The sequence below is a fragment of the Shewanella sp. MSW genome (genome assembly GCF_007636515.1).
In the GTDB taxonomy this organism is placed as follows: domain Bacteria; phylum Pseudomonadota; class Gammaproteobacteria; order Enterobacterales; family Shewanellaceae; genus Shewanella; species Shewanella indica.
On record NZ_LVDR01000026.1, the window covers coordinates 1 to 14,155 of the forward strand.

Genomic DNA, 14,155 nt, shown 5'->3' on the forward strand with positions numbered 1-14,155 from the left:
TGGTGCCGGGGTAAGCAACAAAGCCAAGCAATACATCCCCATTAACCTTAAACCCTTGGTGATTTTGCATAAACAGGCTTAAGCCTGCCGTTGGCCTGCCTGGCAATCGCAGTTCTTGCATGAAGCACGCAGATTACTCGTCTTAGAGAGTCTACTTCTAATAATTCATCGTCATTTATAAGAGATTGAGACCGCAAGGTATGCTTCCAGGTGGTCCGTAAAATGTTTAGGATGTCCTGTGGTTCTGTGGTTCTCTTTAGGATGTCCTGTGGTTCTCTAGGATGTCCTGTGGTTCTCTAGTGGTTCTCAACTATGCCGCTACAATAGATGGAGCAACGCCTCTGTAAGTTTAACTCACTGACCTATGGATATATTTTCGGATCCCGTTGGCAAGACGGCGTGTGGCTTCATTGGTTTCGGCTTCAGGTTGTAAATGGAGTGCAATTTCCGTCATGGGTAGCGTGGGCATTCCATGCTCAGATGTCAGGATCTGCAAGCCTGAAGGCACCATGGAAGGAGTGAGGATCGTCACAGCAAGCCCCGCTCTGACAGCAGCAGTTAACCCTGACAGACTGGCACTCGTATAGGCGATCCGCCACGGAATACCTGCACTCTTGAGCGCATCGATCCCTCGTTGACGAAAAATACAGAGCCCATCTTTCGAGACCGCCAGCGGCAGAGGTTGCCGTTTTTGGATCTCAAGTCGGTCTGCACCGACCCAGACGGTCTGCTCTTGGCAGAGCACTTCACCACCCGGACTTTTAGGTTGTCGAGTGGTGATGGCTAAATCGAGCATTTTCGCCTGCATCTGATCGAGCAACTCGACACTCAATCCACAATAAACCTGTAGCTCTACATCTGGAAAGCGACGCTCAAACTCCGACAAGACCGTTGGCATATAGACTAAATAATCATCGGGGATCCCCAGCCGCACGCTCCCATCGATCCTCGGCTCAACGATATCTTGCCATGCCAATGCATTTTGGCTGAGCAATCGCCTAGCGTGCAGTAAGACCTTCCGTCCCACTGGGGTCGGGAACGGGATCCGCTGACCTTTCTCTAGCAGAGGCGTTCCAACCTGACTTTCGAGCCGTTTCACATGAGCACTGATGGTGGACTGTGCCAGATGCAAGGCTTCAGCAGCAGCAGTAAAACCTTGGCTATCGATCACTTGCACAAAGGTTTTGAGCAGCACCAAATCAAAAGGACGACTTTTCAACGGTTCTATTATCACGTTTCATAATACCTCTATCGGAAATTATTGTTTTCATAATATCGGCTCATCTTTCACAATACCAGCCATATGAAACAAGCTGCCCTTCGCCCTGAACCACATGTTTTCGCCAGCACTCACAATCGTGACTAGGTTTTCACGTTCACGTTTGCTGCATCGTCCATATTTGCCCACCTTTTCAGCATCTCATCGATGCAAGCTCGGCGCACAAGAGCAGATCAGGCTGCGAAGCGACCATCCACCCACAATAAGGTGAATAAAGCCATCTGATTATGAGTAATCCAACTGAAGTCACGAAACCCCGTATGGCGGGGATCAACCCACCTGTTTTTTATCCATCCGCAGGACTCATTGTCCTGTTCGTCCTATTTACCATCGCGATGCCTGAAACCGCAGGCCGTTGGTTTGGTTCGCTCCAATCATGGATCATTGAGACATTTGGATGGTTTTATCTCCTCTCAATGGGGTTTTACCTGATTGTCACACTGATCCTCGCGTTTAGCCGATTTGGGAAAATCAAACTGGGACCAGACCACAGCAAACCGGAATACAGCTCTCGCTCGTGGTTTGCGATGCTGTTCTCCGCTGGGATGGGGATAGGATTAATATTCTATGGGGTGGCCGAGCCCGTCTTTCACTTTGCAAACCCACCAGAGGGTGAGCCGCAAACCGTTGAGGCTGCACGTCAGGCGATGACCCACACCTTCTTCCACTGGGGTGTCCATGCCTGGGGCGTTTACGCCATTGTGGCCCTGGCGTTGGGCTATTTTAGTTTTCGTCATGGTTTGCCACTGCGGATCAGCTCAGCACTCTACCCGATCATCGGCAAACGAATTTACGGCCCGATTGGGTATGCCGTTGATATTTTAGCGGTCTTTGGAACCATGTTTGGGATCGCAACCTCCCTTGGACTGGGCGTGTTACAGATCAATTCCGGCTTAAACTATCTGTTTGAGATCCCCTTTGGCACGCTCACCCAATTGGTTCTCATCGCGATTGTAACCGTCATGGCAACCCTCTCGGTGGTGACCGGATTGGATAATGGGATCCGCCGTTTATCGGAGTGGAACCTAAATCTTGCTGCCGTGTTACTGATCTTCGTGGCCATCACGGGCCCCACACTCTTTATTTTCCAGTCACTGGCCCAGAATGTCGGGAGCTACATCTCCTCGCTGGTCGAAATGACTTTCAATAGCTATGCCTACATCAACAGTGACAAAACCAACTCTTTTTTAGGCGGATGGACGCTGTTCTATTGGGCCTGGTTCATTGCTTGGTCACCCTTTGTCGGCATGTTCGTGGCCAGAATTTCACGCGGACGGACCATCAAAGAGTTTGTCTTGGGTGTCTTATTTGTGCCTGTCGGGGTCACGATTATTTGGCTGACGGTCTTTGGGAATACGGCGCTGCACGGTATCATGACAGAGCGCATGCCGCAGTTGGTTGAGCAAGTGTTTGCGAACACCCCCACCTCGCTGTTTCGCTTCTTAGATACCTTACCCCTCGCTAGCATCTCGTCGGTGGTTGCTACCCTGTTGATTTTTACTTTCTTTGTGACGTCTTCCGATTCAGGCTCTCTGGTCATTGACACCTTAACTGCCAAAGATGGCGATGAGACACCCGCAAAACAGCGGATCTTTTGGGCTGTTTCTGAAGGTTTAGTGGCCGCGGCATTGATTTTAGCAGGGGGACAGAATGTCCTTTCTGCTTTACAAGCGGCCTCGTTAGCTTCTGCACTGCCCTTTGCACCCGTATTAATTCTGGTTGGCTTTGGACTGCTGAAGTCACTCAGACAAGAGATGGTCAAAATTGATAGTGCCCATCACCTCAGTCAAGCGACACCGAGTACTTTAGCGCGGATCCAAGAGATTGGCTGGCAGCAACATCTAGAGCAGCTCATCACGATCCCAGAGAAAACAGAAGTGCTACAGTTTTTACAACATGACATTATGGCGGTGATGCATGAAGTGGCCGACGTCTTCAAACAAAACGGGATCAACACACACATCACATCACATGAACACGCGTGTTCATTGATGGTTGACCACGGAGATGAACGTAACTTTGTCTATGGTGCTTGGGCACGAGAAGCGAGCATTCCGTCCTTTATTGGCGAACGTAGTCAATCTCGTCCCAAATCGCAGTTATACATTGAAGTCTATTTGAATGAAGGCGCTCAGCAATACAACATCTGTGGTTACAACCGCAATCAACTGATTGCTGATATTCTTGACCAATATGAGAAACATCTTCATTTCCTCAATCGGGTACGTTAGTTCCCTTTGCCCGAGATGACCACATCTCGGGCTTTGCCGCGGGAGGTAGTCTCTCCGAAAAATAACCGCAGCAATAAGTAGAATTTTCTCTGACCTCTCCCCACGGGCCAGCTAAAGCTGTTCAAATTTATTTCGGATAAATTTGTGGGAAAGGTCATAGGTATACACCTAATTCCCAGGCTCAGGCGGAACTGTGACCGTCGAAAACAGGGCCGAATTTTGTTCCCGACAAATTCGGCATTTCCTACCTCCTTGTAGGTCAGATGTTTTCGTCGAGGCTACTATCGAATTTGTTCCAGACAGATGTCGGCATACACTCCATCCATGGAGATAAGGGATGGGGTCACAACAACTTCCCAGTTTAACGGTCAGCTCACCATCCATGACTCGCGCTCGAAAGCATGTTGCTGCGCAGCTCGCGTCATGTTACAGGAGAGTCTGTGCGAAAAGGATCGTTCTCGGACGTCCTGTCCTTCACGGCATTCGAGCTTCCTGCCCATCCGCACCGCAGGTGAAGGGTCATTGCTTAGCGGGAAGCTAAATCCAAGTTGGTTGGTTACTTTGGGCTTTAAAGCCACGATGGCCACATCACCAACTCAATGTTTTCCCAAAGAGAAAACTATCAGAGAACAAAATCACTAATTTGAAGCGCCTGAATCGGCAGAGGATGGGTTCTAAAAAAGCTTGAGACTTATGCAAGCAGGCACAAGAAGAAAATGCTGGTCTCCCCACAGGAGAGATTTTTCACTTTTACCGACCTTAATCAAAATTAACGAAACCATATAATACAATGAGTTATGTGATTTTGTCTTATATTGACTTTAACCAAAATTAGTCTAATTTACTCCCTAAGGCGGCACATAGGCGGCACAGGATTTGGAGCTAAGTGTAAATGGACGTAGAAATTTCTTTCACCAAACGTGCTTTTGAACAGCTTAAAAGCGGCACAAAAAGGTATCGTTTGGCCGATTTTGGGCATCGAGACTCGGTAAATGGGCTGATTTTGGAGGTTATGCCGAGCGGGAAGAAGTTTTTCCGGTTCCGCCGTAAGCACTTGGGAAAGGACACGTCTGTCACTATCGGCGAGTTTCCAAACGTCACTATCGAGAACGCCCGTAAGTTTGCCAAACAGATAGCGGTGCAGTTTGCCGAAGGGGAAAACCCCAACGAAGCCAAGCGGCTTGCCAGAGAAGAAACGGCCCGCCGTGATGCGCTCACCATGTCGGTTCAGGATCTGTTTAATGGCTGGGAAGCCGAATTCCTACTGAAGATAAAAACTGGCGAGCGGCGGCCCAAGTCATTGCAGGATGCGCGCTCAACATGGGAAAATCACCTGCAAGCCCCCATAGGTCATATCGAAGTCAGCAGCATAGACCCAGTAGGGGCTGAGAACCTGCTGAAGCGCATTCTTATCAAAAGCTCGGCAGCAGTTCGCAATAAATGTCTAACCCTGCTCAAGTCCATGTATGCCGGGCAAGAACACAATCCCTTTGCCAAAGTCAGAAAACTGACAGAGGTAAAGCGTGAGCGGATTCTGAATCAGGATGAAGTGCGAAGACTGCTTGAAAGTCTCAATAGCGAGCGGCCCCTGTACCGCGACATTGTGATGATGTTACTGCTCACCGGGCAGCGCAAAAGCTGTGTGCTTAGTATGGAGTGGCGGGAGATAGACAAAGACCGGGGCATTTGGCTTATCCCTACCTCCAAGATGAAGGCCAAAAAGGCCCATGCGGTTCCTCTTACCAAAGAGGCCATGGAAATTCTCACCCGGCGCAGTGCTGAAGCCGTTGCCGGGCAGCGGTTCGTGTTCCCCTCAGATAACAGCCTTACAGGCCATGTGACTGAAAAATCCAGTCAGGGCAGTTTCTGGCACCGAATTACCGATAGGGCAGGTCTACGAGGCGAAGGCAAAGGCGAGAGCGTCACCATTCACGACCTTCGGCGAACCATCGCCAGTTGGAGCGTGATGCGTGGTGGCAACATACAAACCACCAGTAAGCTGCTTGGGCACAGTGACATTAGCATTACCGCCAGCACCTATGCTCACTTGGACATAGAGCAGGTAAGGCGAGAGCTTGGGATCACTACAGCTGCTTTGCTGGGTTTGGGGGCTGAGGTTGGCGAAGCCATGAAGCCTAGAGAGCAGGAAAGCCGGGTAGAGCGGCTTGTCAGGGAGATAAACCAACTCTCGCTTGAGGAACGGCGAGAGTTGCTTAAGAGATGTGGTTTGGCGAGATGAATAGTCAATAAATCTTGATGTTACAGTTCGGTGGTAAGTGAGAAGCTGTTCAATGTTGTAATAGAAAAACAGGGCATGTACGAAAGGTTAGGGCCAAGCATTGAACCGCAAACATATGATTGTTATGCTTAGAGTGCTCTTTAGTGTTTTGGGCTTTTAAGGTGTTCAATGATCAATCTAATCAGCCTAGTCGGGTGTATAGCCAGACTGAAACTTATTGAACGGGATTTAGGTTGCGAAAGCAAGAAATTGCTACGTTGCCTAAATCTTAGTCGATTTAGGCAACGTAGCAATTTCTTGCTTTCGCTTCCTCCAGTAAAGAGCATTGACCCGCCCTCCTTATGAGGGCGGGTCTTCTCAAGGTTTCCCATGGAAGAACTACAGAAAAGCCTTTTGGCATCTAACCCAGTGAAAAAGTTCTTTTCACAAAAAGCATCTCATATTTTTGGAGATTCAGGCCAAAAATTGCCAATGGCGGCAGAATCACTTGCACTTGCAGCTTTACAGAATGTTAAAGTGCAGGGCTTTAAAATGTATAAAGTATACACTATCCCTAAAAGAAGTGGTGGGAATAGGGTTATTGCGCATCCCTCAAAAGAATTGAAAGCATTTCAACGTGGGCTGGTTGATATTCTTGAGAGTGAGTTACCTATTCATTCATGTGCACATGCTTATGTTAAAAGGAAAAGCATAAAAAGTAATGCGATGGTACATGCCAAAAATCAATATTTGTTGAAAATGGATTTTCTTAATTTCTTTAATAGTGTTGACGTTGAACTTTTGGGGAAGGTTTGCTCAGAAAATAAAAAGTTAGAAGAAGTGGGCTTAATGCAGCTTGCTAACTTGATTTTTTGGTCGCCGACTAAACAGCGAGATGGAAAATTAGTGCTAAGTGTTGGAGCCCCGACATCACCATTGCTATCAAATTTTGTGTTATACGAATTTGATAACCTAATTTCTTTAGTATGTAACTCTATGCATGTTACGTATACAAGATACGCTGACGATCTGTTCTTTTCGACTAACGAATCCGACATTCTTAAAAATGTACCAAATATAGTAAAATACTTTCTTGATTATATTTATGGTGATAAACTACGAGTGAATGACGCAAAGACCGTGTTTAGTTCAAAAGCTCACAATAGGCATGTAACTGGATTGGTGATTACAAACTCTGGAAGAATATCTCTGGGCCGAGAAAGGAAGCGATTTATCAAGTCGATGGTTTATAAGTCGACAAAAAATGAATTGGATGTCGATGAATTAAACTCCTTGATGGGAATTTTGTCATTCTGCCAACATGTTGAACCTGATTTCATTACTAGACTCGTGTGTAAGTTTGGTCAAGATACTGTTGATTATATAGTAACTGCTCAATGGAGGGGCTAACCGTGGAGCGCACTTATACACATAGGCGAAGAACATTTGAGGATATCAAAAGCGGCGCGGATAAGGGGCATCTAGGTGACCAGTATACGGCTAGTCAATGGTATCGAGATGGTCGCTTTTCTGTTGAAAAAAACGAAGTGCTTTATAAGGAATACTTCTCAAGTGTCCATGAAGGTATTTTAAATTGTAGGCCATATTTTACCTTGTTGGACATTGATGGTTACAAAGGTATAAAATCTATTGATGGTGCTATTGAATTTGATAATAGAATAAATTTATTGGTCGGTAAAAATGGAAGTGGAAAAACAACAGTATTAGAATGTTTGACTCTTGCATATGGCTGGATTACTAATGCAGTTAAGTCAGGGGCAAATGGAAGGCCGATAAAGAAAGAAGATATTCATAGTGGGTTAAGTGTTAAAGATGCTTTTGTGCAAGCAAAGTTAAATGTTGGCGTACATTCTGATTTTGAATTGGTATTAGCAAGATCTAAAGCTGAAGATAGTTCAAAGGCCAGGAGTTACCTAGAGGAATTTAAAAAGCTAGGTAGCCTTTATGCAGATTTAAATTCAAATTACGTTGATTTACCGCTGCCTATTTTTGTGTTTTATCAAGCAAGTCGCTCTTTCGATGTTAGTACTGAAAATACAAAATTTGATTTTGAATCACCACTACAAAAGGCAAATAAGCTGTCTGCTTATGATAATTGTTTTGGTGAGCTTGGGAATTATAAAAAACTACTGGAATGGTTAGTTTCAACTAAAAGTGAAAAAAGTGATTACAATGATGAGATTATTGGAAATATATCATCAATCACTGCTCAATTGGAGCAAGTTAGAAAAACTAAATGTAGCTTGCCAGAATATGCCCTGTTAGATGAAAAAATTGTTGGAATATTGAAAGGTCAAGAAGATAGTCTAGTACTTGAAATTGAAAAGCTAAATAAGATGCTAGATATATCGGTAACATTGGTTGACTTAATAAAAGAAGTGGTTTCAAAATTTTTTCTTATTGAAAATATAAGAACTGTTGTTACAAATGATTCAGTAAACATTGTTTTCGATAAGGATGGCGCGACTGTTAACGCATCAGAATTATCTCATGGTGAAAAATCATTGTTTGCGTTAGTGTCTGATATTGCTAGAAGATTGTATTTGCTCAACCCTACGGCAAGCGATGTAGAAAGTGTTCTTTGTGGTTCAGGTGTTGTTCTTATTGATGAGATTGAAGTACACCTTCATCCTAGATGGCAGCAGATGGTCATTCCAAAACTGTTGGAGATATTTAAAAATATCCAATTTATTGTCACTACTCATAGTCCGCAAGTAGTAACAACAGTGCAAGAACATTGTATTACCATACTGACAAGTGAAAGAGGTGAAATTAAACTATCTCGACCTAGTTTTTCATATGGCTCTGAAGTGGACGCTGCCTTAGATGATATCTTTGGTGTTGAATCTAGAGCGGAAGAACTGGAAATTGTTAAAAAGCTTGCCAGATATAAAGAACTGATCAAGCTAAACAAGTTTGATTCAGAAGAGTTTTCTCAACTTGAAGAAGTGTTAACACTTTGGTCTGGTAATCATGATCCTGTCATCAAAAAGCTAAAAATGGATGTTATTTTGAGAAAGCGCAGGATTAGTGAGCAAAAATGAAAAGGATCTTGAAAGGAGATGAGCCAGAAATTCTTCGTCAATATCGCGAGAATAACCCAGCTGATGACTGGAAAAAAGGCTTTTATAAGAACTCTGGTAAAGATGGATATTCTAGCGTAAGGGATTGTTTAATCGCTGAGCAAGGTGGGTTGTGTATTTATTGTGAAATCGATTTAAAAGTCGATCAGAATGCAAATAACGATTTTAGAGTAGAGCACTTTTACCCTGATAACCCACGGCCCGATGCTTCAAGAGTTGGGGATGGAATAAACTACTCCCTTCACTGGGATAACTTATTCGGTTGTTGTCATGGTGGAAGTGTAGAAACGGTTGTAGATAAAGCTGTTAGGTATACTGCGCCGAACGTTCATTGTGATATTGATAAGGGTAACCAAGATTGGACTGATATTCTATTAAATCCCATTTCAGATATCCCTAGTTATCCATCGGTTTTCATATTTGATGAAGATGGGTTTGTTAGTGTCAATCAAGCAGATGAGCTTATACATCTTAGAGATAAAATCAGTAATTCTATTACTCGACTCAATTTGCACTCTAAGGAGTTATGTAGGCTTAGAGCTGGTATTATTGAAAAATTAAGAGAAGAAATAGAATTAATGTTGGAATCGGGAAGTAGCATTGAGAGCGCTACGTATTACCTTGCCCAAACTTATATGAGTAAGAGTGAAAATGGACTGTTTAACTCGCCCTTCTTTTCAACGATACGCTGGTATTTGGGACCAGAAGCAGACCAGTATTTGAACTCTGTTGGCTATTGATTTTTTGTAAACGTACACTTATTGACAGCACTCCAAGGAAAAGCGGTCTGTGCTTTCTGCCTGAGAAAGCGTCCATTGGTGGATTCGGGTGATGATTTGCACCTCAAAGCTGACAATGCCTCTTAGGCGGGTTAGGGCTTCATCGCCATAGCGGTTGGTTTTGATTGTTGGAATTTCCGGGTCTGATTCCGCTATCGATGCAGAGCGTGCCCGGAATTCGTCCGGGCTTGTTCCCGGAATTGCGGCTTCTAATCCCGCAAGGGTTTCTGAACTTTCGGGAATGGTTCCGGGCCGTGTTTCTGGGGGGAATTCCGGGCTATTCCGGGAATGTTCAGGATTTCCGGGATTCGTTTCCGGAAATGACTCTGGATTTTGCTTGGCTTCCCGTATCTGTTCATATAAGGGACGGATCACTTGCTCCTGCCTTTTGCAGAATACGCCGCCCATTTGCTCGGTGTAGCCTTGCCAGTTGCCTTGGTCGGCGCATTGACGAATGGACTCTATCCAATTCAGCTCTGCGGCCTTAATGGCTTCCATGCGCCTTAACTCCCGCCATACAGTGACACTGGCCCCGCCCAATTGTTGAAATTGGCGAATACCCCATAGCGAGGCCCAAGCGCGAACCCGAATGGCTGAGTCTTTGGCATCCTTGCCATATAGGTCTTGGTCTATGCCTTCACCATCGATGTTTTTGGATATGTACTTTGCGATATAGCCAGTTGCAGAGCCTTTGCTCGGGTCTATTTCTTCCACCTTAAGGCGGTGTTTGGCTGCGCCCGGTTCATTGCCGTCTTCTTCAAAGGCGTAACGGCGAAAGACTTTTAGCAGGGCTTGGGATTGCTCGGGTTCAACAAACAGGAGTAGGTGCCAATGGGGCGTGCCGTCGTGGTGAGGTTCGGCGACTCGAAAGCCAAAAATGCCAATGCCCTGATTGCCAAGGGCGGCGCGAATACGCTCAAAGGTGCGGCGAAGGTATTGCTGACCATCGAGCGGGGTTGCGCCGTTCCAGTTGGGATTTTTGCTGCCGGATTTGGACAGGCTGCGATGATATTTGGACGGGCAGGTGAGGGTGATGAACAGCGCCTGATGGCCCATGGCTTTACTGCACTCTTCAAAGCCTCGGGTTCTGACCATAAGTTCTTGCCTGCGAATGCTGGGATTGGACACATTCAGGCTTGAGAGTTCGGCAAGGCTGGCGCTGTAACCATGCTCATTGGTGGCTAAGGTGCTTTCCAAAAAGCTTTGGTTTTCCTGCCAGCGGTGACGGATTTTGCCAAGGCCCAGGTTGCTGATGTAAATCCCCTTGGTGCGGTTTACCTGGTTGTAGCGCCGTGACAGGGTTTCACCTTCCCGGATATGTTTGGTTTTAAGCTTTCTGCGCCACCATTGCTCATCCTTGGCGCGATTGATTGCGCCCTTTACCTTTATGGCGTCATCCCCGGCAATATGGCCCATTTCGATCGCTTTCAAAATGCGTTCGGCAAGATGGGGCGGCACAATGCCTTGGCTTTTGATGAAGTCAGCAATCAGGGAATAGAGCGCGGCCAAATTCAGGCGGGGATTATTGGCAAGTAACCTCAGCACATGACGTGAGAGGAGCTTAGCTGCCTGAGTGCAATCCCTGTCGTTGAGGTTGATGTGATAGAAACGCTCGGACTTACCTATAACGGTGGCAATGGCTTTACGCTCGCCCAGCACATGCAGGTTCGCTTCCCGGCGAGAGTCTTTGGCGGCATAGTCGGCCATGATCTCTTGCCGGAATACCTCGGGCACACCATAAAGCTGTTTGTTCAGCCATTCGTTATCGTGCGGATGGACTTCAGGCATAGTCTGCCCCCGTTAACGAATCGCTTTTGAGTAACGCTCTTTCTATTATCAGGGCGGCAAAGCGTTGCCCCTTAGGGCTTAAACTGACCCGGCACCATCTCATTCCGGCAAAGAAGCAATCCTGCTCCTTTGTCAGCCCTTCCCGTTTGAGCGCAAACAGGCTGCGCTTATTGAAGTGGCCGGGATAATCCGGCATTTCGACGACCTTACCCAAATCCGGGCAAAGTTCGGTGCAGACTTCTACCGAACGGCCCTGTGCCAGCCACGCCAGCAAGCTTGCCTGTTCGGTGCTGAGTTGGGTATCAGCTTTGGTTAGTTTCGGTGATGCCGTTACCAAATTCGGTACAGGCTTTCGGTTCGCTTTACGGTGCTTGTTCCGGTGCGCTTTGCTCATGGTTGCATCCCCTTAAGCTGAGGTGCCGAACTAGGGCAAGCGGAGTAGGGCCAATTCGGGATGGATGTTTTGGCCCCCGTTAGGTAACGGGCACCGAATTTGGTTGTTGAACCGTACCCGTTAACGGTGGCTGTACCCGTTGGGATTTTGCACTCTGTACCCGTTAACGGGTACAAGGGGCTAATAGTGGTTAACGGGTACTCGTTAGCCGGGGTCGTTAACGGGGCTTTGGATTCGTTATGTGACATTAAGTAGTCGCCAAATTCAGACCGACCAGCAAGCATCTGTGCCAGTTGTAACAGGATGCAGAAGGCAATAAAGCCGTTAAAGAGTATGTTCATAGACCCTCCCGTTAACGAAGGTGTCTATGTCGATTTGGCGGTACATCACCCGCCGCCCAACTTTGACGAACTTGAGTGGATAGCGCCCGGTACAGCGCCAAACGGATAGGGTGCCTTCAGTCACGCCAAGAGTCTTGGCTACTTCAGCCGGGGTTAACAGTGGATTTGTCATGGTTGCTCCTGATCAATTTGAATTAGTCAGGAGCAAGGTTAGGGAAGGGCGGTTAGAGAGTATTCACATGTAGGGGTGTAAAAGTGTTTCCACAGGGTGTAAAAGTACTTCCACAGGGTGTGGAAGTGATTTAAATCCCACAGAATCTCTCTTGGTTTTTGTCGCTACGATATTCTACGGCTCTTCCAATAATGTCTTTATAATCGGCCGTTGGTCTAATATCTACGGTCTTTCTTAAGTTGTCCAAGGATGCGCGTGCACAGTTACCCATAACGTACTGAGCAGCATCAATTTTCTCTATATCGCATTTATCCTCTTGGCTATTGTTGAAACTGCGAGAACAACTGTAGAAAAGTGCGCGAATTCGATATGTTCTTTGGAACACAAAATCTCCATGGTAGAGCGCAAAATCACTGTCCATAAACACGTCGAAATCATCTAGAGCTATTTGAAATTCATTCGAATTTTTATGTCCTTGCTTTGCTAGTAACGCAAGATTTCCTGTTTTTCGTAACAAGGACTCATAGGCTACTTTGGCTTCTTGATAGCGAATATCCCGCCACTTCATTTCACGCTCATAGGAGAATTGATAATACCCATATAAAACGGTTACTCCGGCAACGATACCAGCAGAAACTGGCTTTAATATTTTGAAGAATAGTGATTTATTTTTTTCATTTGGTGTGTTGTTCACTAAGGTACTTCCTTATCCATGTCTCTATAGTTCTGGGAGCCTGATAGTCGCTACTGAACCTGTAACCCAGTGACTTTCCATACTCGGCTACATCGGCTACAAGGATTTGTGACGCTTGGTGGGGGTTTTTGAAGTTACCCTTCACATATCTTTCAAGCGCGAATGCTTTCACCTTGTCTGATTTCCCGTGTCTTTTATTTCTGCCAGACTTCCCAGCGGAAGCTGCCGCTTCGTTAAGGTTGATGTACTTGAGTAGCGTTTGTTGAAATGACTGATAAGAGTGATTACTTTCAACTAGCTTTTGATTCAAGAAATCATCAAAGAGCAACTGAGCTGGTTTTGAGAGCCCCGCCATCTGACAGGCTAACGCAGCATGCAATGTGTGTTGTGACTGAATACTGAAGCTAGGGAGCAATACCAAAGGCCCATCTGTTAATTCATCGGCACCAAATGCACTGGCCAGAGAGGGCGCATTGCCAAACTGCCGGATCAAGGCCATGTCATTAACGGGAAGTAGTTCGCGTAGAGGATTGAAGAATTGAGCGTAAGTTTTGAGGCTCCGTGAATGCCGTTCTTCGATTTTTTCTTGAACTCCATCAATCTTTGCCAGTTGCTTCATCACTTCTTTGTTGGACGTAGGATCCAATATTTCACCAAACTCATCACGCGGTATCTGTGGGTTGTCCGATGGAAGAACGCCAGCAAGAAGTTCACCCACTCCAAGTGGCTGAGTGATTTCATTCAATTCGACTACTGCCAGCAGATATGGGATTAACGGCGAAGGTAACCGAGAAAGTAGATAGGCCACTCTATCTGTGTCGACAAATAAGGCTAGATAATCATCCATTCTAGAGTGCTCATTCTCAAAATTGACCTTGAACAAAAACTAACGGAAATCAGCGGGATAGTCCAGAAATTGGGCGAAGGGTACAAAAGGGAGATTTTTACAAAAGGGTCGAAATTTTTTTCGTAAAAATGCCTGTTCTGAGGCGGCACATAGGCGGCACAGGATTTGCCTGATTTTGTAAGTGATTGATTTAGAAATTAAAATAGGTCTATCTGGTCTCCCCACAGGGACTCGAACCCCGATCGGTCGCTTAGGAGGCGACTGCTCTATCCTGTTGAGCTATAGGGAGACGCCAGTGATTATACTGG

11 protein-coding genes and 1 tRNA gene are annotated in these 14,155 nt (G+C 46.0%); 5 read left to right on the forward strand and 7 right to left on the reverse strand.

Going from position 1 to position 14,155, the window contains the following annotated elements; genetic code table 11:
* Positions 1-349: 349 nt before the first annotated feature.
* Positions 350-1,234, reverse strand: coding sequence for a LysR substrate-binding domain-containing protein (locus AYI96_RS19330; RefSeq protein WP_200887992.1), 885 nt, complete (start codon positions 1,232-1,234; stop codon positions 350-352).
* Between the two features lie 272 nt (positions 1,235-1,506).
* On the opposite strand from AYI96_RS19330, the gene AYI96_RS19335 reads away from it, so the two are divergent.
* The 5 genes from AYI96_RS19335 to ptuB all read left to right on the forward strand — a co-directional run bounded on the left by AYI96_RS19335 (position 1,507) and on the right by ptuB (position 9,572).
* Positions 1,507-3,510 (forward strand): BCCT family transporter, encoded by a 2,004-nt coding sequence (locus AYI96_RS19335; RefSeq protein ID WP_071476243.1) that lies wholly within the window; start codon positions 1,507-1,509, stop codon positions 3,508-3,510.
* Between the two features lie 892 nt (positions 3,511-4,402).
* The gene (locus AYI96_RS19340) at positions 4,403-5,749 is read left to right on the forward strand and encodes a tyrosine-type recombinase/integrase (protein WP_144362177.1); all 1,347 of its coding nucleotides are present in this window, start codon (positions 4,403-4,405) and stop codon (positions 5,747-5,749) included.
* A gap of 369 nt (positions 5,750-6,118) precedes the next feature.
* A complete protein-coding gene (locus tag AYI96_RS19345) occupies positions 6,119-7,138 on the forward strand; it encodes a retron St85 family RNA-directed DNA polymerase (protein WP_222116216.1) in 1,020 nt (339 codons plus the stop codon).
* Between the two features lie 2 nt (positions 7,139-7,140).
* The gene (locus tag AYI96_RS19350; protein WP_186300094.1) at positions 7,141-8,793 is read left to right on the forward strand and encodes an AAA family ATPase; all 1,653 of its coding nucleotides are present in this window, start codon (positions 7,141-7,143) and stop codon (positions 8,791-8,793) included.
* Positions 8,790-9,572: a retron Ec78 anti-phage system effector HNH endonuclease PtuB gene (gene ptuB / locus AYI96_RS19355; RefSeq protein WP_144362179.1), complete on the forward strand. Its 783-nt coding sequence runs from the start codon at positions 8,790-8,792 to the stop codon at positions 9,570-9,572. The genes AYI96_RS19350 and ptuB overlap by 4 nt, the downstream gene beginning before the upstream one ends.
* 18 nt (positions 9,573-9,590) lie before the next feature.
* Here ptuB and AYI96_RS19360 read toward each other — a convergent pair whose 3' ends face one another.
* From AYI96_RS19360 to AYI96_RS19385, 6 genes are all read right to left on the reverse strand, one after another.
* A complete protein-coding gene (locus tag AYI96_RS19360; protein WP_144362180.1) occupies positions 9,591-11,399 on the reverse strand; it encodes a replication endonuclease in 1,809 nt (602 codons plus the stop codon).
* A complete protein-coding gene (locus tag AYI96_RS19365; RefSeq protein WP_144362181.1) occupies positions 11,392-11,793 on the reverse strand; it encodes a hypothetical protein in 402 nt (133 codons plus the stop codon). Before AYI96_RS19365 ends, AYI96_RS19360 begins: the two co-directional genes overlap by 8 nt.
* Before the next feature lie 324 nt (positions 11,794-12,117).
* On the reverse strand, positions 12,118-12,306 hold the full coding sequence (locus tag AYI96_RS19370) for a helix-turn-helix domain-containing protein (RefSeq protein WP_039034371.1): 189 nt from the start codon (positions 12,304-12,306) through the stop codon (positions 12,118-12,120).
* 130 nt (positions 12,307-12,436) lie between these two features.
* Complete coding sequence (locus AYI96_RS19375; RefSeq protein WP_144362182.1) at positions 12,437-13,000, reverse strand: hypothetical protein; 564 nt, start codon at positions 12,998-13,000, stop codon at positions 12,437-12,439.
* Entirely contained in the window at positions 12,981-13,847 is an 867-nt protein-coding gene (locus tag AYI96_RS19380; RefSeq protein ID WP_144362183.1) for a hypothetical protein, read from the reverse strand. Before AYI96_RS19380 ends, AYI96_RS19375 begins: the two co-directional genes overlap by 20 nt.
* Positions 13,848-14,060: 213 nt before the next feature.
* Positions 14,061-14,136, reverse strand: a tRNA-Arg gene (locus AYI96_RS19385).
* Positions 14,137-14,155 lie beyond the last annotated feature (19 nt).

Excerpts from the sequence above, each read along its gene's own strand:
- AYI96_RS19335 (WP_071476243.1), top strand. The coding sequence starts at position 1,507 with ATGAGTAATCCAACTGAAGTCACGAAACCCCGTATGGCGGGGATCAAC.
- AYI96_RS19340 (WP_144362177.1), top strand. The coding sequence starts at position 4,403 with ATGGACGTAGAAATTTCTTTCACCAAACGTGCTTTTGAACAGCTTAAA.
- AYI96_RS19345 (WP_222116216.1), top strand. The coding sequence starts at position 6,119 with ATGGAAGAACTACAGAAAAGCCTTTTGGCATCTAACCCAGTGAAAAAG.
- ptuB (WP_144362179.1), top strand. The coding sequence starts at position 8,790 with ATGAAAAGGATCTTGAAAGGAGATGAGCCAGAAATTCTTCGTCAATAT.
- AYI96_RS19360 (WP_144362180.1), bottom strand. The coding sequence starts at position 11,399 with ATGCCTGAAGTCCATCCGCACGATAACGAATGGCTGAACAAACAGCTT.
- AYI96_RS19365 (WP_144362181.1), bottom strand. The coding sequence starts at position 11,793 with ATGAGCAAAGCGCACCGGAACAAGCACCGTAAAGCGAACCGAAAGCCT.
- AYI96_RS19370 (WP_039034371.1), bottom strand. The coding sequence starts at position 12,306 with ATGACAAATCCACTGTTAACCCCGGCTGAAGTAGCCAAGACTCTTGGC.
- AYI96_RS19380 (WP_144362183.1), bottom strand. The coding sequence starts at position 13,847 with ATGGATGATTATCTAGCCTTATTTGTCGACACAGATAGAGTGGCCTAT.